Annotated in this window: 15 protein-coding genes; 4 read left to right on the top strand and 11 right to left on the bottom strand. The window is 62.1% G+C overall.

What is annotated here, in order from left to right:
- Positions 1–43 precede the first annotated feature (43 nt).
- The 4 genes from ABEA23_RS05490 to ABEA23_RS05475 all read right to left on the bottom strand — a co-directional run bounded on the left by ABEA23_RS05490 (position 44) and on the right by ABEA23_RS05475 (position 6,178).
- Positions 44–2,497 (bottom strand): glycoside hydrolase family 3 N-terminal domain-containing protein, encoded by a 2,454-nt coding sequence (locus ABEA23_RS05490; RefSeq protein ID WP_345477066.1) that lies wholly within the window; start codon positions 2,495–2,497, stop codon positions 44–46.
- A 139-nt stretch (positions 2,498–2,636) separates the two neighbouring features.
- The gene (locus ABEA23_RS05485) at positions 2,637–4,166 is read right to left on the bottom strand and encodes an ABC transporter substrate-binding protein (protein ID WP_345477065.1); all 1,530 of its coding nucleotides are present in this window, start codon (positions 4,164–4,166) and stop codon (positions 2,637–2,639) included.
- A 72-nt stretch (positions 4,167–4,238) separates the two neighbouring features.
- The gene (locus ABEA23_RS05480; protein ID WP_345477064.1) at positions 4,239–5,288 is read right to left on the bottom strand and encodes a D-2-hydroxyacid dehydrogenase; all 1,050 of its coding nucleotides are present in this window, start codon (positions 5,286–5,288) and stop codon (positions 4,239–4,241) included.
- Positions 5,285–6,178, bottom strand: coding sequence for a 2-hydroxy-3-oxopropionate reductase (locus tag ABEA23_RS05475; protein WP_345477063.1), 894 nt, complete (start codon positions 6,176–6,178; stop codon positions 5,285–5,287). Before ABEA23_RS05475 ends, ABEA23_RS05480 begins: the two co-directional genes overlap by 4 nt.
- 182 nt (positions 6,179–6,360) lie before the next feature.
- On the opposite strand from ABEA23_RS05475, the gene ABEA23_RS05470 reads away from it, so the two are divergent.
- Together ABEA23_RS05470 and ABEA23_RS05465 are read left to right on the top strand one after the other, a co-directional pair.
- On the top strand, positions 6,361–8,403 hold the full coding sequence (locus ABEA23_RS05470) for an alpha-amylase family protein (protein ID WP_345477062.1): 2,043 nt from the start codon (positions 6,361–6,363) through the stop codon (positions 8,401–8,403).
- Positions 8,400–9,107, top strand: coding sequence for a FadR/GntR family transcriptional regulator (locus tag ABEA23_RS05465; RefSeq protein ID WP_345477061.1), 708 nt, complete (start codon positions 8,400–8,402; stop codon positions 9,105–9,107). The genes ABEA23_RS05470 and ABEA23_RS05465 overlap by 4 nt, the downstream gene beginning before the upstream one ends.
- Before the next feature lie 22 nt (positions 9,108–9,129).
- Here the strand turns inward: ABEA23_RS05465 and ABEA23_RS05460 are convergent, their stop codons facing one another.
- Together ABEA23_RS05460 and uxaC are read right to left on the bottom strand one after the other, a co-directional pair.
- Complete coding sequence (locus tag ABEA23_RS05460) at positions 9,130–10,476, bottom strand: mannitol dehydrogenase family protein (protein WP_345477060.1); 1,347 nt, start codon at positions 10,474–10,476, stop codon at positions 9,130–9,132.
- The gene (uxaC, locus tag ABEA23_RS05455; RefSeq protein ID WP_345477059.1) at positions 10,473–11,870 is read right to left on the bottom strand and encodes a glucuronate isomerase; all 1,398 of its coding nucleotides are present in this window, start codon (positions 11,868–11,870) and stop codon (positions 10,473–10,475) included. The genes ABEA23_RS05460 and uxaC overlap by 4 nt, the downstream gene beginning before the upstream one ends.
- Positions 11,871–11,998: 128 nt before the next feature.
- Here uxaC and ABEA23_RS05450 point away from each other — a divergent pair, with 128 nt between their 5' ends.
- Positions 11,999–13,033 (top strand): LacI family DNA-binding transcriptional regulator, encoded by a 1,035-nt coding sequence (locus tag ABEA23_RS05450; RefSeq protein ID WP_345477058.1) that lies wholly within the window; start codon positions 11,999–12,001, stop codon positions 13,031–13,033.
- A 23-nt stretch (positions 13,034–13,056) separates the two neighbouring features.
- On the opposite strand, the gene ABEA23_RS05445 is transcribed toward ABEA23_RS05450, so the two are convergent.
- The 5 genes from ABEA23_RS05445 to ABEA23_RS05425 form a co-directional block, all read right to left on the bottom strand.
- Positions 13,057–13,482: a universal stress protein gene (locus tag ABEA23_RS05445; protein WP_345477057.1), complete on the bottom strand. Its 426-nt coding sequence runs from the start codon at positions 13,480–13,482 to the stop codon at positions 13,057–13,059.
- Positions 13,483–13,614: 132 nt separating this feature from the next.
- Positions 13,615–16,161: a phenylalanine--tRNA ligase subunit beta gene (gene pheT, locus ABEA23_RS05440; protein ID WP_345477055.1), complete on the bottom strand. Its 2,547-nt coding sequence runs from the start codon at positions 16,159–16,161 to the stop codon at positions 13,615–13,617.
- Positions 16,162–16,168: 7 nt separating this feature from the next.
- Positions 16,169–17,260, bottom strand: coding sequence for a phenylalanine--tRNA ligase subunit alpha (gene pheS / locus ABEA23_RS05435; RefSeq protein WP_044496334.1), 1,092 nt, complete (start codon positions 17,258–17,260; stop codon positions 16,169–16,171).
- 109 nt (positions 17,261–17,369) lie between these two features.
- On the bottom strand, positions 17,370–17,975 hold the full coding sequence (locus ABEA23_RS05430; RefSeq protein ID WP_345477054.1) for a TIGR03085 family metal-binding protein: 606 nt from the start codon (positions 17,973–17,975) through the stop codon (positions 17,370–17,372).
- A 47-nt stretch (positions 17,976–18,022) separates the two neighbouring features.
- A complete protein-coding gene (locus ABEA23_RS05425; protein WP_345477053.1) occupies positions 18,023–18,547 on the bottom strand; it encodes a gamma carbonic anhydrase family protein in 525 nt (174 codons plus the stop codon).
- A 289-nt stretch (positions 18,548–18,836) separates the two neighbouring features.
- Here ABEA23_RS05425 and ABEA23_RS05420 point away from each other — a divergent pair, with 289 nt between their 5' ends.
- Complete coding sequence (locus ABEA23_RS05420; protein WP_345477052.1) at positions 18,837–21,284, top strand: right-handed parallel beta-helix repeat-containing protein; 2,448 nt, start codon at positions 18,837–18,839, stop codon at positions 21,282–21,284.
- Positions 21,285–21,427: the final 143 nt, after the last annotated feature.

The raw sequence follows: 21,427 nt of genomic DNA, 5'->3' as shown, positions 1-21,427 counted from the left end.
TCTGTCAACCGGTTGCACAAAATCCATCTTGCGGGCCTGACGCTTACTTCGGGTTGGGCAGCCCGACGCCAGCATGCTCCGGCCTTATCGTCACCCTAGGAAGCGACGCGTGCGGCTCCAGGACCTCAAGCCGCCCACCGCCCACGCTCGCCTCTGCACGCAGCGAGAGGTCTTCGGAAGACGTGCCTGCGCGCAGTACATACACACCGGGGTCCACAACGAAGCGTCCGTCTTCACAGGTGTAACCCAGCTGAGCCATCTCAACCTCGAACTCCACTAGTCGACTCTCTCCCGGCAAGAGAGGCACTCGAGCGAACGCGATGAGCTGCCGCTCAGGTCGAGTGATGAGGCGTGCCGGCGCGGAAGCGTATATCTGCACCACTTCCGTGCCGAGAACATCCCCAACGTTCCGGACCAGGACTGATCCCTGGATTGTGCCTGAGGTTTCAAGCGAAGAATCGACAGAGAGTTCGCTGACCTCAAAAGTCGCGTAGCTCAGTCCGTAGCCGAATGGATAGAGAGGGGTGTTCTCCAAATCGACATAAGCAGTGAACTGGTCAGCCGATGTCCTCCTATGACCACTGCCGGTCTTCTGCGCATGATGAATGGGCACCTGTCCCGCATGGCGAGGAACGGTGAATGGCAGCTTTCCGGAGGGATTAGTCTCCCCCACCAGTGCCGAGGCGAGGGCAGCACCGCCCTCCGGGCCCGGAATGAAACCGGTCAGCATCGCCTTGAAACGGCCCTCCAGGTGGCCCAAAGCATACGGCTTGCCCATATAGAGGACTCCGACCATCGGCACACCCTGCTCTGCGAGTCGCTCAACGAGTTCGATCTGCTGCGCAGGAAGCTCCAGCGTGGCCGAGTCCGAGCCCTCCCCTTCTGTGGCGCGCCCGGCGAACGCAGCCGAGCGGCCCCCCAAGGCCACCACCACCACATCCGCACCGTCTGCAGCCCTCAGCGCTTCTGCAATGTCTACGGGTTCATCATCGATCACGCCGACGCCGCACGCCGTGCTGACGTCGACACCGGGAAGCAACTCCCGAAGTGCCCCAGCCAAGGTCTTCGCGCCGTAGCTGGTCCGTGCTGCTACCTCAGGGTCAAGACGCGACAGCGCCTCCATCTTCTTCCTCATCTCGGCCTGCTTCTGGGGATCCGGATTAGAGAGCGCCTGCTCCATGCCGGCCATTCGAGATCTTCCGGTCAGGATGCCCCGTAGCGTCTCCAGGAAAGGCGGGTACGTGTAGTTGGCGAATCCAGACATCACTGTGTCTGCATGGGGGCCGATGACGGCCACCTTCTTCAGGCTGGACGACAGCGGCAGGATTCCTTTGTCGTTCTTCAGCAGAGTCACTGAGGCATGGGTGATTTCTCGCGAGAGCTCCCTCCCGCTGCAGGCTAGTGCTCGGAGCTCCTCTGGAGCACCTTCCGCATAGGGATTCTCAAAGAGCCCCAGCTCGAACTTGTGCGTAAGCGTGCGCCGCACCGCCAGGTTCAGCGCAGCCTCATCAGCCTCACCTCGCGCCAGTCGCTCAACAAGTCCGCTCCCGTAGGCAAACGCCTCAGGCAGCTCGACGTCCAGTCCAGCGTACAGCGCTGCATCGGCGACAGTGTCCTGGTCACCAGCTCCCTGCCGGTTCACAACATAGAAGAGGCTCCGGTAGTCCGAGACGACAGTCCCCTCAAATCCAAGCGTCTCGCGCAGCAGTTGGGTGAGAATCTCACGGCTGGTCGCCACCGGAGCACCGTCGATCTCTGAATAGCTGTTCATCACACTGCGCATACCTGCGACACGAATGGCGGCCTCGAAAGGCGCTGCATGGACGTCTCTGAGCTCGCGCGGACCAAGATGCGTAGCCGCCATGTTCTGCCCGCCTTCAGTTACGGAGTACCCCAAGAAGTGCTTGGCAGTGGCGATGACGCCTTCGCGCAGATCCTCCCCCTGCAGACCCTGGACATAGGCCACTCCGAAGGCTGAGGTGAGAAGAACATCCTCTCCGTACGTCTCATGGATACGTCCCCAACGTGCATCCCGGGCGATATCTAGAACGGGCGCCAGCGCCTGCCGCACGCCGGTAGCCGCCAGCTGCCTTCTAATCAGGTCCGCCATACGCCGGATGCGCTCCGGGTCCCAGGTAGCAGCCAGCCCAATCGGGGTGGGAAATGAGGTGAAGCCTTCGCCCTGAACGCCGTTGAGCGTCTCGTTGTGCAGAATCGCAGGGATGCCCAGACGCGTGTGATCTGACAGATAGCGCTGCACATCATTGGTGAGCCGCGCGAAGGACGCGGCATCGCCCACTGCCGTTCCCACGCTGCAGATATGCCCAATTCCGGCCGAGAGACGCGCGTCCAGCGTGCTGCGCGTCATGCGGTCCGGAGCGCCAATCGCGTGCGGCAGAACACCTACCAGCTGCGCTACCTTCTCCTCAGCAGACATATTGGCAATCAGCAGGTTCGCGCGCTCTGTGGCGGACAACGTGGCATCCATGTGATTCATGACCTTAGTGTGGCTTGAATCACGACGGCATGTCAATCGATTGCCAGCAAAGTACTATGCACCGCTTTCGACCCGTCAGCGAGGGCCCCGGATAGTCGCCCGATCTGGGAGAGCCTCACCCCGGTCCAGCGAGTAGTGTTCAGCCGGTCACCCCGAAGGCTTTGAGATCCTGGGGGAAGAGACCGCCCCCCGTGTACTCAATCCCCTCAGTAGTCGCCCACATGGTGTCTATCCACATCACGGGAGCGAACCACGCCTCGTCCAAACCGAACTGGCTGATCTCCCGGTACAGGGCCGCGACCTCATCAGGCTCGGTCTCAGCAGCAGCTGCTTCGAGGAGTTCATCCAGCTCAGGATCGGTTGTACCGAAGGGGTTGTTAGTCGCATCAGGCTCGAAGTAATAGTCAACGATCCTCGACGGCGCTGCTCCGCCAGAAATGTTCCAATACGCCGACCACTGGCCAGAGTTGCCTGACTCCTGCTGCTGGACCGGATCCCACTGCAGCCTGATCCCGATGTCGGAGAATGCCTGACTCAGTGCAGCCTGGAACTGCATGGAAACCATCGTCGCAGGCATAGCCAAGGTGAATCCGTCGCTGTAGCCGGCCTCCTCCATCAAGCGCCGAGCGTCCTCCAGGTCGTGCTCATATGCTCCCTCAGCTTCGCTGAGGTAGGCGTCACCGGTCGGCGGAAATAGCTGCTCCGTGGGCGACCCATATCCGTACATTAGGGCCTGCAGCATGCCCTCGCGATCCAAAGCCAGGTTGATCGCCTGCCGCACTCTGGTGTCCGCCAGCTCGGGAGTGACCTCGCCCTGGCGGTCCGCCAGCACCAGCTGCGCCAGGGTGGCACCTTCCGCCGGATGTACCGTGAGGCCAGCATTCTCGGCCTGCTCCACGAGCTCACCGTTGACGGTCGCGGCATCAACCTGACCAGCAAGAAGCGCGTTATAGCGAGCCGTGGCGTCCTGGATGGCTTGCACCGTCACAGTAGTGAACGGGTACTCCTCAACATTCCAATGGTCGTCCCGGCGCTCAAGCACATACTCGACACCGTCCTGAGTGCGGTCAGGGTTCAGCGTGTATGGACCTGTGCCCACAGGATTCAACTGAGTCTGCGGATTCTCGATGCTCTCGGGATCCCCGATCACTCCTGCTGCCTGACTGAGCGCATTCAGCAGATTGCCATCAGGCTCGCTGAGGCTGATCACCACAGTACGGTCATCTTCAGCCTCGACGGACTCGATGCTAGCGAGGTTCGCGGCTTGCGGCCCGGGCTCGTTCCGAGTCCAATCCAGTGTGCCCTTCACGTCCTCCGCAGTGACCTCGCGACCGTCAGAGAAGGAGAGATCCTCCCGCAATCGCAGCGTCAGCGTCAGGGCGTCATCCGAGTACTCCCATTCTTCTGCAGCGCCTGGATGGAGCTCACCGGCCTCATCAATGTGAAGAAGTGTGTCAAACAGCGTGCCCCATACGAAACGCTGCTCACCGTCGTGTAGTTCCGAGGGGTGCAGTGAGTTCGGAGGCCGCTGGACGGCGAATTCGAGGGTGACTTCTTCCTGTACCTGGCCCCCAGCTGCTGACTCGTCACCCCCTCCCGAACCACAACTGGTCAGCATCAGGGCGAACACAACAGCGTATGCGCCGAAGGGCAAATGTTTGCGATACATCGGGACTCCTCATCATGGTGTTGTCAACAAATAAGGCGGTGGCACACTTGTTCCGCCGGGGAAGCCGGAAGATCACCGTCGCTTCGGTGCCGGCAGAGTTCCGGTGAAGACATCGCGCGGCGTCATCAGATTCAGGAGGCGCTCTCCTGCCCGGTAACGCCGAATGTTCTCCTGGATCACCTGAATGGAACGACCCGTTCGATCAGGCAGCTTGGGCGTCTGATGGGGCGTGATCAGCACGTTCGGAGCGTCCCACAGAGGGTCGCCGGGCGGCAGCGGCTCCGGGTCTGTGACATCAAGTCCCGCCCCGGCCACAGCCCCGGAATTGAGGGCATCGACTAGTGCCTTCTGGTCGATCAGCCCACCTCGCCCAAGGTTGATGACATATGCACCGGACTGCAGAAGCGCGATCCGCTCCCGGGAGAGAATGTGATAAGTCTCGTCGCTGAGGTTCGCAGCAAGCATGACCACATCACACTGCTCAAGCATCGTGTCGACTGAGTCACCAGCATCTGCAGCAAAAAGCTGATTGACGCTCTCGTCAACCTCCGCCGCCCGTCGTTTGTATGCCAGAACTCGCATCCCGAAGGCCTTGCCCAGCTTGCCCATTTCTCGGCCGGTGTTTCCGTAACCGATGATGCCCAGCGTTTTGCCCCACAGCGCGTCTCGCTCGTTGTACCCGGGGATACCTCCCCATTCGTGGGCACGCTGTTTGTCGATGAGACCAGGGGCATCAAACGTGAGGGCCAGCGCAAAATAGAAGGCATGCTGGGCAAGGGCGGCAGCTGAGCGTCCGGCTGATCCAGTTACTAGGAGCCCCTTCTCGAAGACTTCGGGTCGCGCAGAGCGGGTCAGACCGGCATGATCACAGTGGACCCAACGGAGATTTGGAGCCTTAATGAAACGCTCGTCGATGTCCCCCCAGGTCACAGCGACGTCGGCGTGCTCGAGTTCGCGCTCCAGCTCCTTCTGCTGCCTGGGATGCAGAGCAACGACCTCGGCCGGATAAAATGCCTCCCGGAGCCGGTCGACATCTGGCTTCTCCCAGAGCAACGAAAACACCACTCGACGGATCTCACGCCCTTCTGGGGCTTGAACTGCTCGCTCCCACGCGGTGCTCATTGCTGATCCTTCGCATGCCCTGAGAGCTTCTCAACCTGTAGGAGTAAGGCTGAATGATCCAGGGAGCCTAACCCCTGAGCGCGGGCCGAGGCCATCAATCCTGAGATGACTTGCCCAAGCGGACTCGCCACCCCGGCTTCACGTACTGCGGAACTGTAGATGCCCAGATCTTTATGATGCAGATCGATGCGGAAGCCCGGCTCGAAACTCCGGCCAAGCATCGCCGGACCTTTGCGCTCCAGCACCGTACTCCCGGCCAGTCCGCCCTGGAGGACCTGCACCGCATCTTCTAGCTGCACTCCGTGCGCATCGAGGAAAGTGAGAGCTTCGGCCACCAGTTCGATGGTCCCCGCAACGATGAGCTGATTAGCCGCCTTTACCGTCTGGCCCGCGCCAGCCGGCCCAAGATAGGTCACCGTCTTACCCAGGGCCCCTAGCACGGATGTAGCAACCTCGAAGTCCGACCGCTCTCCCCCCACCATGATGGATAGAGTCGCCTCGATGGCCCCCTGCTCTCCGCCGCTGACAGGAGCGTCAAGAACTGGTACTTCCTTCTCACGCCCCTGGACAAACACCCTTCGAGCAGTCTCCGGGGCGATCGTGCTGAGATCAATCAGCCGGGCACCTGGCTGCATCGCGTCCAGCACACCGCCTTCATCGAGGACAACAGTCTCGATGTCAGGAGAGTCAGGGAGCATGGTGAGCACGAAATCCGCGCCTTGGACAGCCTCCTGGGCGGACGAGGCCTCACGACCCCCCACCTTGAGGAGAGCAGCAGCCTTACCGGGGGAACGGTTATAGCCGGTCACGTCGAACCCGGCACGCTGCAGATTTGCCGCCATGGGCGCCCCCATTACGCCGAGTCCGATGAACGCGATCTTCTGTGACATCAAGTGAACCTCTCTGGTTGGACCAACTTCAATATGTGAACTCCATCACACCTTTAGACGGTCGTCAATAGTCTTCACGAATCCGGGACTTTTGCGCGTGATGCACGTCACGGCAAAGAGCGATAGGCTGAACGAAAGAACAATCTGGTCCATCCAGATGTCCGCGATGAATGGAGCACAATGTGAGCGCCAATGCCCAGGTGGCAGAGAGACCGCAATGGTGGAAGGAACCGTTCGCGGTCTTCCAGACCAATCTGCAGGAGATCGACGCTGACCTCAACGTCGAGAGCACGTTGGACACCGTGCTTGGCCATGGGGCCGACACGTGGATGCTGAATGCTGGCGGGATTCTGTCGTTCTTCCCCACCACTCTCCCTTTTCAGACACCGTCGCCGTATCTCAGCAAGCGGCCGTCCGGGGATCTTCTCGGTGACGCAGTTGAAGCTGCCCATGCACGTGGCGTGCGGGTCATCGCCCGGTTTGACTTCTCCAAAGTCACCAAGTCCATCGCGAATGAACATCCCGAATGGTGCTTCCGGACACAGGACGGAGAGCCCCAGATCTTCAACGGACTCTGGAGTGTGTGCCCCTCCGGGGATTATTACCAGAAGCGCTCCTTTGACATCCTCGATGAGGTGCTCGACCGTTACCCGATCGACGGCGTCTTCTTCAACTGGTTCAACTTCAACATCGTCGACTACAACATGAAGGTGTACGGCATATGCCACTGCGCATCCTGCACTGAGCGTTTCCGCGAATGGAGCGGAGGCGAAGAGCTCCCCACCGATACGAAGAGTCCAAGGGTGCGGGACTGGGTGCGCTTCACCACGGCTGTGCTCGGCGACCTCAACACGAGGATCGCTGAGCACATTCGTGCACGCTCCCACAGCATCCTCGTCATCCAGGGCAAACAGGCTGATATGCGCTATTCAGAGGCGCACAAGATGCCCGGGAAGGAGCTGTGGCCCCACAGCACGGGAGAGGCCATCAGCGAGCTTCAGCATCATGAACCCCCGGTGCCGGCCTTGGTCAATGCGGTGAGCTTCGTTGATGCTCCGTACCGGATGGGCGGCGAAGAGCCCGCCCAGTTTGCGCAGTACCTGGCCCAGGGCATTGCCCGGGGCGGCATGCCCTCGACTTACATCATGGGAGCTCCTGGACGAATCCCCTACCCCTCACTGCCAGTCGCCGGCGAGATCACTCGATTCTTCCGCGCACACACCTCGGACATCTACAGCAAGCTCACCCCAGCCGCCCGCATCGCTGTGGTCAAAGCCCCTTCGGCCCGGCCGGGGTCGCCCCCGTCGGAAGAGTACCTCGGCGTCTACACGATGCTGCAGCGGTCACAGCGGCCCTTCGATGTCATCCCCCTGGATCAGATCACCGCTCTCCACGACGCCGGGCGTCTGTGCCGATTTGACCTCGTCATCCTGCCGGACGTGAGCCGGCTGGGAAGCCAAGCACCGACTCTGGACTCCTATGTCGACGACGGCGGCCATGTGCTGCTCACCGGCGGGACGGGATTCACCGCTGAAGGGAACTCCGAGCTCGTAACCTCACCGGCTCTGCGCCGCGGCGATCGTGTGCGCACCGGCACTGAGCTGAAGTCCGCCTACGCCACCACCGCTCCCCAGCCAGAAGCCTTCTCTGACATCTATCAGGGGCCTCTGGTCCCCGTGATGGGCACGCTGCTCGACTGTGTATGGGCGGACGAGGCGTCCGGACATGGCGCCATTCTTCCTCCGACCTCGTTCGCGCCACCGGAGAAGGCCCATGGGCACCGCCCGTCTGCCGACGAGGCGGCCTATTGGCGCCGGAACGCTCGTTCGGGCGGCAGCGTGACCGTCGTGCCGTGGACCATCGGCCAGTCCTACCGCGAGGTGGAGACCAGCGCTGCCGCCCAGGTGCTGCTGGAGATAGTCGACGGGCTCGCCACACCGCGCCTGGAGATCACTGCGCCCGAAAGCCTGGAAGTGGTGGTGAGCACTGCTGGCGATGACCTCATCCTGCACCTGTTGAACCTCTCCGGTGCCGGCCGCCGCGGATTCCGCCCTCCGGCTCCGCTCACCGCCGTCGGCATTAGACTTCTCGAAGAAGCTCCTTCCGCCGAGGCGAGCGCGCTTGTCTCAGGAATGCGGTTCCGTGATGTCAACAGCACGATGGAGGTCACTGTGAGGGATCATTTCGAAGTCCTGCAGATCCGTGGAGCCGCTGGGCTCGTATGACGCAGACTACCCGTCATAGTGACACTGTCAGCCGACTGCTCACCGCCATCCAGGAGGGACACTACCCGATCGGCTCCGCCCTTCCGTCCGAACGGGAACTGGCAGCCACCTTTGACATCAGCAGAAACACCCTCAGGGAAGCCATTCGCACACTCGCGAATGCGGGCGTGGTAGAGATCAGGCCCCGGTCCGGCACTGTGGTCCTGCCGGGTGCCTCCTCTCGCAATGTGGCGCTGAGAGCGCGGGCGGAAGCCTCGGGCGACCACAGCCCGCTTGATCTCATCGTCGCTCGTCTGGCGCTTGAACCGGTGTGCGCCGAATACGCAGCCGATCATCGCTCAGAGGAGGACCTTCGCAGTCTCGCCGAGGCACTCCACAAGCAAGAAGCCGCAGTGACGCGGGGAGAAGACCCCTCAGAGCCCGACGTGATGTTCCACAGCGCGATCGCCGCAGCGACTCACAACCCGGCTCTGGCCATCCTGCAGAGTCAACTGGCGCAAATGATGCATGGCTCCCTATGGAACGAGCTCAAAGGACATGCCAGGGAGGCGGCCTCGGCGAACGAGAAGTACCTCGACCATCATCGTCTGATCTATGACGCCATCGCGGATCAGGATTCCCGGCGTGCCGGTCACCTGATGACGAGCCACCTCGCGGACATAGAGTCAGCGCTCCGAGCCGAGGCTTATCGAGGACTCGACTAGAGCAATCACCTGGAGGAATTCCTCACCCTCTGCTGACCGGCAGAAGAGAGAGCACATCCAGAGCGTGCCTGACAACCTGCTCCACCTCTGACGGAGCGGGGCCTCCCCAGAGCGCGTGCAGCTCTGGGACTCCGCCCTGCGCAGCCCCACCCATGACCTGCGGGCCGAGAGTGGGCCATTCCACTCCCCCGTACCGGTGGGCAGCGACACAGACGGCGAGCGCACGCGCCGCCCCTTCCGCTCGCCTTCCTGCGGCGATCTCACGCTGAGCAACCGGCAGGATGCGCATCTGCGCCTTGATATCGGAGTCCTGGGCGATCTGAGCGAGACGATGTTCAATACGCGGATTGGAGAACCGCTCGATCAGCGCCTGTCGGTAGGCAGGGACATCAAGCTCCTCCGGAAGATGGCGTGCTGCCTCGTCCCAGAAGCTGTTGACCGCCTCAAGGCATTCGGAGTCGCTGATCGCCTCATGGACGTTTGTGTGCCCACGCAGCAGTCCCAACGATGCCAGAATCGTGTGGGCACCGTTGAGCAGCCACAGCTTCCGCGACTCCCAGGGTGCGAGGTCATTGACAAAGCGAGCACCGGCATCCTCCCAGCGGGGCCTCCCCGCCGGGAACTTTCCTTCCAGAACCCAGTCTGTGAAGGGCTCTGCCACCACCACCGCCTTATCGTGGTGCGCGACTTCCAGCCGCTGCTTCTCCTCAGCGCCCAGACGAGGGGTGATCCGGTCCACCGAGGTCGAGACGAACGAGACATGCTCAGCGATCCACGTGTGCAGATCTGTTCCTGCCGCACCAGCGAAGGCCAGCACAGCGTCACGAATCCGCTCACCGTTGTCCGGCATGTTGTCGCAGGAAACCACCGTCACCGGGCCTGACTCTTCTGCACGTCGCGCCAGCAGCCCCGTCGCCAACTTGCCCACTGCAGTCCTCAGGTCAGCAGAGCGCGCCACACCCTCATGCACCCGCTGGACCACCTCGAGATCGTGTGCGATGTCCGGAGCTTGAAGGTTGAGAGTGCCGGAACCAGTGAGGTGGTAAGCCGCCTCTGTCACCGTCAGCGAGACGATTCTGGTGCGGGGGTCGGCGATGTCCGCAACCAGCTGAGAAACTTCTGAGCCTGGGCGGGCGCGAACAATGCTGGAGATCGGCATGATCCGGTCTTCAGCAGCAGCACGCTCGATGAGATGGTAGGTGCAGCCTTGGGCCTCCAGCACATCTGCCAGCTCCCTGCTGCGCCCGGTGTAGGCGATGATCTCCCACTCCGAAGCGTCTGACGCACGCTGGGTGTAGTAGGCAAGATGCGAACGGCTGAAGGCGCCCAACCCGATGTGGACGATACGTGCGGCTTCTGAGGTGCTCACAGTTTGAAGACTCGTTTCGGCTGGGCTTCCACGCTGTCGTCGATGATCGCCTCGGCGCGGTGCTGCGGGATACGACCTTCGGCCACCAGGCGCGCAAGGAATGCGGCATCGCATCGGCGGGCGGCGTCGTGCCGGGCAGGGATCGACATAAAGGCCCTGGTGTCATCGATGAAACCTGAGCCTCGGGAGAACCCTGCCGTCTCCGTGGTGGCTGACCGGAAGCGAGCGATGGCGTCCGGGGCGTCCAGGAACCACCACGGCGCTCCGATGTAGACGCTCGGATAGAAGCCGCCCAATGGCGCGATCTCCCGGGAATAGACCGTCTCATCCACGGCGAAGAGGACGCAGTGGAAATCCCTGTGCAGACCATACTTCTGCAACAGAGGGCGCATTCCTGTGACGAAATCCGTGCGGACGGGGATGTCGTGGCCGGTGTCCGGTCCGAACTGCTGGAAAGTCTCTGTGCTGTGATTGCGCAGAACCCCCGCATGGACAGTCATCACCATGCCGTCCTCCACACTCATCCGTGCCATCTGCGTCAGCATGTGGCCGCGGAACACCCGACGCTCCTGGGAGTCCGCCTCTCCAGCAAGAACGCGGGTGAAGAGCTGTTCGGCCGCAGCGTCGTCCACGTCAAAGGTGGCGGGCTCCTCCACTCCATGATCCGTGGAGACCGCGCCGTGAGCCCTGAAGTGCTCTCTGCGGGCCTCCAGAGATCTCAGATAGCCGTGGTAAGTGGTGGCCTGACCGCACGCAGAGACAAGCTCCTCCAGATTCTTCACGAAATCTGGCGCATCCGGGTCCAGGTACCGGTCCGGACGGAAGGTGGGGAGAACCCGCGCGGGGAATCCGCTCTGAGCCAGGGCAGCATGCTCGGCCAGACTGTCCAGCGGATCATCCGTGGTGGCCAGCACCTCAATGCCGAATCGCTGGAAGAGCGCGCCCACGCTGTACTCCGGGCGCCCCAGCTTCTCGGAGATCTCGTCATAGATCACGTCCGCGTTGTCTGACGACAGCTCTGCGGTGATTCCCAGCACCTGGGAAAGTTCGTCCTCGATCCAGTACCCAGAGGCCGTTCCGGCGAAGAGGTGCCAGTGCTGAGCGAAGATACGCCACACCTGCCGCGGATCCGCCTCATGCCCACCGAGCCCCAGAGAGGAGAGCTCCACCCCAGAAGCGTGGAGCAGACGAGTCACATAGTGGTCATGGGTGACCAGAAGGTCGGTCGGATCTGTGAAGTTGATGTCCTCGGCAATCCATTGCACCGGCACGTGTCCGTGAGGCGAGATGATCGGACGATCTGCCACACGAGCGTACAAGTCCCGCGCGATGTCACGAGTGCGTGGGTCTGCGGGCAGGAGTCGATCCGGATCGCGATGCAGGAAAGAAGGCATAGGCATATTCCACACAGTGATGAAGCGATTGTCAATCGATTGCCATCTATCGTGGCACGCCCGTGTGCGAAGATTGCTGACTAGACACCGCCGATGATGCACACTCTGATCAGCCGAGGAGCTGCCACATGACTGAGGAACCTGCTGACTCTTCGAACCTGCGCGGCGGCAGGAAGACCAGATCTGCGGTCACCATCTACGACCTTGCTCAGCACCTCAACCTCAGCCCCTCAACAGTCTCCAGAGCGCTCAACAAGCCCGGCAGGATCAGCGCCAAAACCGAAGCACGCATCCGTGAGGCAGCCAAGCAGCTCGGATACCGGCGAAACCCTTTGGCGGGAGCCCTCCCCACCGGCAAGACCCGCATCGTCGCACTGGTGATCTCTGACTTCTCCAACCCTGCGTACTTCGAATACGTCCGCGGTGCTGAGAAAGTGGCATCACAGCTGGGCTACACCTTGGTCTTCACCGAGTCCCAAGAATCGCCGGAGACTGAGATCAACGCGGTGCAGCAGTTGCAGACGTCGGCCGACGGCATTCTGCTGGTGGCCTCACGTCTCAGCGACAGTGATATCCAGGAGCTTGCAGAGACCAAGCCACTCGTGGTGTCCAACCGCCATGTCGCCGGGGTGGCGAGTGTAGCCCCAGAGGTGGCACCGGGCCTCCGGCAAGCGGTTGAACACCTTCACGGTCTGGGTCACCGATATGTCGGCTATCTCTCAGGACCTCCGGCCTCTTGGATGAACCGCCACCGTTGGAACTTGGTACTCAACGAGTGCGTGTCACTAGGCATCTCTATTGTGGAAGTACCCACCGAGGCTCCTACGCATGATAGTGGCGCTCGGGCAATAGACCGTATCCGGGCCTCCGGGGTGACTGCTGTGCTGGCTTACAACGACCTGATGGCGCTGGGACTTCTCAAAGAGTGTCAGCGCCAGGGCGTCGCTGTCCCGGACGAGCTCAGCCTGATCGGTTTCGACAACATCTACGGGGCTGAGCTGACCACCCCCGCACTGACTACAGTGCAGAATCCCCTGCATGCAGTGGGAGAAGCCGCAATGCTTCAGCTGCTGAAGGAAATCGGCGACGAAGCGGGAAACGGCCAGGGCTCTCTGGCCACCCAGCTAGTGGTGCGCGAGTCGACGTCTTCTCCGAGGTTGTGAGCCTTCACCTCCACCAGCACAGTTCAGTCTGCGTAGGTATTCGCGATGTACACATCGCATGTCGCGTTGTGTGACACTGAGTTGGCCACACTTCCCAGCACTCGGCTGACGCCCCGCATCCGCTGATTGCCCACCACGATCAATTGCGCGCCGATCTCCTCAGCATAAGCGATAAGTGCATCCGCAGGGGCACCCTGCCCCGAAGCAGCCACTGCGTCCCCATCGCCGACGACGTTGCGCACCACGCGCTCGGCAGTCTCTTGGGCATCGTCAGCAGTGGATGCCACCCACTCCTCAGTACCGACCTTCATCGGGGTAACAGAGTCCTTCACATAGGCAGTGAAGACATGGAGGGGCGACCCCAGCTTCACCGCAAGATCCCGAGCTACCTCCGCTGCTTTACGGGCAGTGGGGCTGCCGTCAACTCCTACAACGATCGGGGATGCCATGTGAGACTCCTTCATTAGTTGAGCTGCTGGGTCGTCACGCCCAAGTGTATAGCTGGTTCTTTTTCGAAGTGTCCCTCAGCAAAGCGTCAACGACGACTTACCGAGAGACCCTCCGTCTGTATGCAGTGAAGGTTATCGCTGAGCTGCGCTGTGGCGCTGCGCGGCTAGTTCCACCGCAGCCGAACGTGCCGCGGAAGCCTCCTCGGCAGTCAGGGTACGGTCCGCGGCTCGGAAACGCAGTGCGTAGGCCAGCGACTTTTTCCCGTCCTCGATGCCGGTGCCGGAGTAGACGTCGAAGAGGTCGATGCTCTCCAACAGTTCGCCTGCCCCTTCTACCAGGGTGGACTTCAGTGTGGCTGCCGGCAGATCCTCATCCACAATCAGTGCCACGTCCTGCGTGGTGGGCGGGAAGGTGCTGATCGGTTCAGCGCTCACCTGGTCCGGGGAGGCATCGATCAACACCTCCAAGTTCAGCTCCATCGCGCTGGTGCGCGCAGGCAGATCCAGGGAGGCAGCCACCTTCGGATGCAGCTCACCGGCGAAACCGATCAGCTTACCGTCGAAGTGCAGCGCCGCAGTGCGTCCCGGATGGAACGCCTGGTGCCTGCCCTGCTGCACATCCAACTGAACTCCCAGCAGCTCGGCCACCTTGCGGGCAGCCTCCACGGCATCAGCCCAATCACGTGCGCGACCGGCCTGGCCGACTTGATCTGCGGGCTCCTGGCCTGCGAAAGCGGCGGCCACATGCAGGGGCTGGTGCGGGATTCCGGCCTGCAGCTGCGCAATGACCTGCTCCCCCGGATAGGCGCCAATCCCTGGGATCTCCGCGGTACCGTGCTGCTCACCGGGAAGAAACACCGAGCCGGCTTCAAAAAGGGCGAGATCCCCGAAGCCGCGAGAAACATTGCGGCGCAGCGCATCCAGAAGCCCCGGCAGGATGCTGGTACGCAGCGTGGGGTACTGGCTGGCAATAGGGTTCACCAGCCGGATCACCGGCATGGGCTCCTCAGACTCCTCGGGGCGGCCGAACAAGGTATTGGCCTCCTCGGACAGGAACGGATAGGACAGCACCTCCGTCAGTCCTGCCGCAGCCAAACCTGAATACACCTGACGACGACGCTGCTGAGCCTTGGTCAATCCCCGGCCAGCCGGTGCCACCGGAAGCCGCGACGGGATCTGGTCATAGCCGACCAGGCGCGCGATCTCCTCCACCAGCGACTCGGGGAACGTCAGATCCGGTCGCCAGCTGGGCGGGGTCACTTTCAGCACACCACTCTGCTGGGCTTCCACCACGGCGCCGATGGCGCTGAGCGACTCGGTGATCTGATCCAGCCCGTAGGGCACACCGGTGAGACGCTGGGGCAGCTCAGTATTGAGCTCGATGACCTCAGGAAGAGCCGGATCTCCCACCTGAGTCACCGTTCCGGCATCAGTGCCACCGGCAAGTTCCACCAGAAGGTCAGCGACCCGCTGGGCGGCAATGGCGGGAAGCACCGGATCCACGCCGCGCTCGAAGCGTTTGGCGGCTTCGGAGGGCAACCGGTGGCGACGCTTCGAACGGCCAACGCTGATCGGATCGAAGTGCGCGGCTTCCACCACTATGGTCGAGGTGCTGCTGGAGACCTCCGCGCGGGCACCGCCCATCACCCCGGCAATACCGAGGGCGCCGTCGTCGTCGGCGATCACAAGATCCTCAGCGTGCAGCTCGCGCTCCTTATCATCAAGGGTCACCAGCTTCTCGCCGGGCTGCGCTCGCCGCACCCGAATGGCGCCGCTGAGCTTATCGGCGTCATAACAGTGGTTGGGCTGCCCCAGCTCCAGCATGACGTAGTTGGAGATATCCACTGGCAGGCTGATGGGGCGCATACCCGCCAGCCGCAGCCGCGAGGCCATCCATGTGGGGGTCGGAGCGTCCGGGTTCACACCGGTCACAGTCCGTGCCACGAAGCTGTCGCATCCCGGGGTGCCGTAGATGGGAGCGTGGTCCTCCAGGACGACCTCATAGCCCGGTGCCGCAACCTCCCCGACGGTGACCTGCGATGCCGGATCCGTGAAGCTGGTCGCTGTGGCGTGAGAGTACTCGCGGGCCACGCCTCGAATGCTGAAGGCATAGCCGCGGTCGGGCGTCACGTTGATCTCGGCAGCCGAATCATCGAGTCCCAGAAGCTCGATGGCATCGGTGCCCGGCTCTGGGTCCAGGCCGAGAGTTCCAAGAACCAGGATGCCGTCGTGGTCTTCGCCGATGCCGAGTTCGCGCACGGAAGCGATCATTCCGGCCGAGACATGCCCGTAGGTCTTGCGCGGAGTGATGCGGAAGTCCCCGGGAAGTACCGCACCGGGCAGAGTGACGATGACTTTGTCACCGACCTCGAAGTTGTGGGCACCGCAGACAATGCCCTGCACGCCCGAGGGATCGATGCCCTCACCGGTCAGCGGCTGAGGCTGCCCTTCGGGTGCCACACGGACCTGGCACCAGTTGATCGTCTTGCCGTTCTTCTGCGGCTCAGGGTGCTTCTCCAGCACTTCGCCGACCACAATAGGCCCGCTCAGCTGGTCGGAGGGACGGTGGACGTCCTCCTCCTCCAGCCCGACCTTGACCAGATCGGCCATGAGGTCTTCCGCCGTCGCGTCAGCGGGGAACTGGGTGTACTCCCGAATCCAGGAAAGTGGGATGCGCATAGGGTCCTCAGACCTCCATTCCGAAGTGCTGGCTGAAGCGGATATCGCCTTCGATCATGTCCCGCATGTCCGGGACGCCGTTGCGGAACATCAAGGTACGTTCCACACCCATGCCGAAGGCGAAACCGGTGTACTCATCCGGGTCGATTCCAGCGGCTCGCAGCACATTGGGGTTCATCATCCCGCAGCCGCCCCACTCGATCCACCGCGGCCCGCCCTTTGCGTTGACATCCCAGACGTCCATCTCCGCCGAGGGCTCGGTGAAGGGGAAGTATGCCGGGCGGAGTCGGATCTTGGCTTCATGTCCGAACATCTGCCGGGCGAAGTGCTCCAACGTGCCCTTCAGATCTGCCATAGTCAGGCCCTTGTCCACAGCGATGCCCTCAAACTGATGGAAGACCGGAGTGTGAGTGGCATCGAGCTCATCAGTACGGTACGTCCGGCCAGGGCACAGCACATAGGCCGGCAGCTCGCGATCCAGCAGGGCTCGGATCTGCACCGGTGAGGTGTGAGTACGCAGCACCAGATGCGCGTCTTGGGGCTCCACGTAGAAGGTGTCCTGCATTTCACGCGCCGGGTGATCAGGAGCGATATTGAGCGCGTCGAAGTTGAACCACTCGGACTCGACCTCGGGGCCTTCGGCGATCTCCCACCCCATACCGATGAAGACATCGGCGACTTTCTCCTGCAGAACGTTCAGGGGGTGGCGAGCACCGAGAGTACGACGCCGCGGAGCCGCGGTGACATCTACGGTCTCTTCAACCAGGATCCGTTCAGCGTGCTCGGCCTCGAGGACTTCGGTCCGCGCAGCAAGGGCCTTCTGGATCTGCCCGCGGGCCGCGCCGAGGATCTTTCCCGCTGCGGACTTGTCCTCCTTGGCGAGGTCCTTGATCTGCCGGTTGGCGAGCACGATGGGGGCTTTGTCACCGGTGTGGGCCAGTCGGGCTGATTTCAGCTCTTCCAGGTCGGCGGCGGCGTCGAACGCTGCCAGTGCCTCACTGACACACCGCTGAACGGCGGTCTCGTCAAGTGGATGGGGAGCGGCGACGTCGGCCCTCTCCCCCTGGTTCTCTGCCTCGCTGTTTTCGGGCGTGGACATTGTGCTCCCGTACGTGAATGGATGCTGGACAATCCCCGCTAGTTTATGCGGTGTGCGACTGCCCTGCCGACTTCAGCCCGGCTCGTCTCATTCTTCAGCACGGCTCGTCTCAATCCGCGGTGAGCTGAACCTCTGCGGCACCCTCTCGCCCTGAAGCCCACAGCACGAGATCTTCGACGTCGCCTTCGATATGCGCCGGCGGGTCTGCGCGGCGCCCGAGGGTCACCGGGCCGAATCCTGGTGCCCGATAGGTCAGCCTGTGGCGCTGTTTGCGGGCGGCAAGCGCAAAGAACGTTTTGGTTGATTGGTTCCACAGCTTTCGCCGTAGTGCCTCAGAGATCGGGCGTTTCTGCTGCGGACTATAAGCAGGCTGAGCGCGCAGCACATCTTCGGTGTGGATATAGAACTCTGCACTGTTCATTAAGTCGTTGACGACTCGACGGCTGCTCGGCGACCCGCGTCCGGGACCCTCCGCTACTCGGTCCACCAGCTCGTCGTAGCTCAGCGCTTCCAGAGGTGCGAGGCGCCGTCGTCCCAGGCCACTGAGCAGCGGAAGCTGCGTGCTGAGTAGCGCATCTGGCCTGCGATCGCGGGTGACGATGTGCAGGGCGAGGTCCCGGGCTGCCCACCCCTCGCACAGAGTAGGTGCATCCGGGCTGACCTGGGAGAGCGCGGTGGCCAGTGAATGGCGCTCGCGTGCTGCAGTCGATTCCACAGCCCCAGTGTAGGCCCGGGACCACAGCCCGGGAATGTTTCCGGTGCTCAGTCGGCGGACTGGGCCATCAGGTGCGCATCCTTGTAGCCGAGGTAGCGCTCAGCATTGGCGTGCAGAGCGCGCACTTCCTCATCAGTCAGGCTGCGGCGCACCTTGGCCGGAACTCCTGCCACCAGCGAGCGCGCAGGGACTTCAGTTCCCTCCAGCACGACCGCCCCGGCCGCTACCAGGGACTCAGCCCCGATGACCGCCCGACTCATCACTGTGGCTGACATACCGATCAGGCAGTGGTTCCCAACGGTGCATCCGTGAACGACGGCGCTGTGGCCAACCGAGACGCCGTCGCCGAGCACACAGGGCGAGCCAGCATCGGTGTGCAGCACCACGTTGTCCTGAAGGTTGGTGCCCTCGCCGATTTCTATTCGGTCACTATCTCCCCGAACTGAGACGCCGTAGAAGGCCGAGGAGTTGTCACCGAAGGTCACGTCCCCGGTGATTGCTGCCGTGGGAGCGAGGAACACGCCTTGTCCGATCGTTGGGGTCTTGCCGTTGATAGTGAGCACGTGGGCCAAGGTTCACTCCTCCAGCTGATGGATTGCACAAGCGCCGTCGCGGATACGGTACGCACGGCTCATTCCGATAATGCCAGAAGACGATCCGGGCCAACTGCGTTTATTTGTTGTTCCGGCTGGGTTGATTCGCATGCCTGGGCCATCAAAAGCATCACTCGATGCTTGATCTGCACCACTGGACCGACAATTTCCTCATAGTGTGAGGTGTATCACTCTCTGCTTGAGTGAGCCGGCAGACAATACCTGAGGGAAGCTGATGACGGATATATCGAGTCAACAATCCGAGACGATGTCGCACACGAACTCTTGGCGGCGTCATGGCCGCGCACTTGCCCGAAGCGGGGTTCATGGAGCTCCCGCCGGTACACCTCGGCGCCGCCGCCGGCGCGCCGCCGTCGGGGCGGCCGCACTGCTCAGTGCACTACTTCTCCCCTGGTCAGCAGCACATGCTGCTCCCAGCGAAAGCGCAGACGAACCGGCGCCTTCCAGCACTGGCGACGCCGCGCAGCTGGAATGGCATGAGATCACCTTTGGACAGTCGACCGACTTGAACTTCTCCTCAAATGTTCTGCCGGAGAAAGTCGGGGTCAATCACGCCTCTCCGGAAAATCCCGGGACCATTGAGGGTGAGATCTTTATGGAAAGTCGCGGCGGAAAGCTTGCCCCCGGCCATGATGGGCTCACCTTCTACCACGTGAACCTCGACCCGCATGAGCACAATTTTGTGCTCGAAGCGGATATGACAATTCACCAGTTCGGCCCAGAGACCGGCGCCAGCCCCAGTGGTCAGGAAGGCGCAGGGCTTATGGTCCGCGACCTCAATGGTGGCGCGCGCCAAGATCCCATGCTGGACGGCTTTGAGGAAGTCCCAGCAGCGTCGAACTATGCATCCACTACGGTTCTGCGTCAGGGAGCAGTCGCAATGACTCGAACAGGTGTCACGGAGCCCTGGGGCACTGTGGGTTCAGAACGCCGGACCGAGAGCTTGGGCTCCTACGGTGTTCTCCTTGAGACGCCTATCAGCATGAGACTGGAACGGACCGATGACTCCTTCGTCATGTCCACCACCTATACCCACGCCGGGGAACCCGAAACATACACCCGTGAACTCCAAGGAGCGGATTGGGTCCAGGACATCGAACCGGATCTGATGACGGTCGGGTTCTTCGTCTCCCGAAATGCTGCGGTCACGTTCTCTAACGCTTCGCTAACGTTAAGCGAAGCCAACACCCAGCCGCGTCCGGCAACCCCGGAACAAGTGACCCCGGTGGACTTCAACCTGAGAGCCCCCGAGCGATCGGGCACCACCGACTACCCCTTTGCGGCCACCGCTACCTACTCGGGCACTGTGGATATCTCGGTAGATGGCACAGCGGTTGCTCAGGGACTTGAGATCAGCCCAGAGTCTGAACTCCAGAGGCAGATCGAACTGCCGGTGGGAACCTCTACGGTCGCTGCGACATACTCCCCTGCCGCTGGCCCAGATCTGAGCCCCATCACGCGCTCCGTGCAGGTAACAGTTCGCGAGTTCCACCACGATGACCCGTTGATTGTGAGCCCGGAAGGTTCTCCCGAGGGGAACGGCACTGCCGAATCCCCGCTAGACATCATGACGGCAATCGAACACGTAATTCCGGGGCAGGCTGTGGAACTGCTGGAGGGCACCTACCAGCCGTCCAGCACCATTCGCATCAACCCGGCCTATGCGGGCACCGAGGAGGCGCCTAAGACTCTGACCGCACGGGAAGGCGCCGAAGTCATCATCGACGGTCGCTCAGCGATCTCCGAGATCATGCGAGCCGACGCCGACCACTGGGTCATCTCGCACCTGGAACTCACCCGAGCAGCCGGTAACGGCATGCGCTCATCGGGGTCCCACAATGTCTTCGACTCCATGGTCTTCAGCTATAACGGCGGAACCGGATTCCAGCTCAGCGGCAGCGGCGACCCCGAGGAGTGGCCGGCACATAATTTGGTCACTAACTCCACTGCCCACGACAACCGCGATCCAGCGGACATCAATGCCGATGGCTTCGCCGCGAAGCTCGGCGTCGGCCCGGGGAATGTCTTCCGCGGCAACGTCGCCCACCACAACATCGACGACGGATGGGATCTGTACAACCGAACCGACGAGGGACCCAACTTCCCCGTAGTGATGGAAGACAATATCGCCCATCACAATGGACAGCTCTCCGATGGTTACAACGCGGACTCCAATGTAGGAACGGGCTTCAAAGTAGGCGGTGAAGGACTGCCCGTGGACCATGTCCTGACCGGCAACCTCGCATACGCGAACAATCTGGATGGGTTCTCGGACAACTTCAATCCTGGCCAGATTCAGCTGACCAATAACACTGCGGTGGATAACAAGCGCTTCAACTTCATCTTCCGCACCAACCCCTATTTCGAGCCCCATGAACAGGGTGTCTTCCGGAACAACCTTTCGGTCTTCACTACGGATCGCGCCCGGGCAGACCAGATCTCAGGGGACGTCGACTCCAGCAACATCCTGTTCACCGGAACCGAATCCCGCGCCGAGGGCGGCAAGCGCTTGGTGTTCCCCCGGGACTTCGTCTCACTCGAGCAGCCCGACGGACACGCGCGCGCTGAGGACGGTTCGCTGATTTTCGGTGAATTTGCTCAGCCGACGTTCCGCTCCATCCTGGCCGACGGCGGCACTGACGGGGATCATATTGGCGCTATCACCCCCACCCCTCACCCGAGTGGCAAGCGCTGAGTCGCCCCTTTCTGATTGTCGGATGCGGTAGTCATAGCGGTGGCGTTGGAGACTTGCATGGTCTTCAGCGCCACCGTTTTCTTCCGGACCGAGGAGTCCTCCCGCAGCACCGGTCAACCTCACCATCATGTGTTGAGCAGTTG

Source organism: Nesterenkonia rhizosphaerae (genome assembly GCF_039544555.1).
Taxonomy (GTDB): domain Bacteria; phylum Actinomycetota; class Actinomycetes; order Actinomycetales; family Micrococcaceae; genus Nesterenkonia; species Nesterenkonia rhizosphaerae.
Note: the sequence above shows the minus strand (reverse complement) of the source record. Positions and strands in the feature narration are given on the sequence as shown.

Bases quoted from the DNA above. Each gene is read 5' to 3' on its own strand.
- ABEA23_RS05490 (WP_345477066.1), bottom strand. From the start codon at position 2,497: ATGAATCACATGGATGCCACGTTGTCCGCCACAGAGCGCGCGAACCTG.
- ABEA23_RS05485 (WP_345477065.1), bottom strand. From the start codon at position 4,166: ATGTATCGCAAACATTTGCCCTTCGGCGCATACGCTGTTGTGTTCGCC.
- ABEA23_RS05480 (WP_345477064.1), bottom strand. From the start codon at position 5,288: ATGAGCACCGCGTGGGAGCGAGCAGTTCAAGCCCCAGAAGGGCGTGAG.
- ABEA23_RS05475 (WP_345477063.1), bottom strand. From the start codon at position 6,178: ATGTCACAGAAGATCGCGTTCATCGGACTCGGCGTAATGGGGGCGCCC.
- ABEA23_RS05465 (WP_345477061.1), top strand. From the start codon at position 8,400: ATGACGCAGACTACCCGTCATAGTGACACTGTCAGCCGACTGCTCACC.
- uxaC (WP_345477059.1), bottom strand. From the start codon at position 11,870: ATGCCTTCTTTCCTGCATCGCGATCCGGATCGACTCCTGCCCGCAGAC.
- ABEA23_RS05450 (WP_345477058.1), top strand. From the start codon at position 11,999: ATGACTGAGGAACCTGCTGACTCTTCGAACCTGCGCGGCGGCAGGAAG.
- ABEA23_RS05445 (WP_345477057.1), bottom strand. From the start codon at position 13,482: ATGGCATCCCCGATCGTTGTAGGAGTTGACGGCAGCCCCACTGCCCGT.
- pheT (WP_345477055.1), bottom strand. From the start codon at position 16,161: ATGCGCATCCCACTTTCCTGGATTCGGGAGTACACCCAGTTCCCCGCT.
- pheS (WP_044496334.1), bottom strand. From the start codon at position 17,260: ATGTCCACGCCCGAAAACAGCGAGGCAGAGAACCAGGGGGAGAGGGCC.
- ABEA23_RS05420 (WP_345477052.1), top strand. From the start codon at position 18,837: ATGTCGCACACGAACTCTTGGCGGCGTCATGGCCGCGCACTTGCCCGA.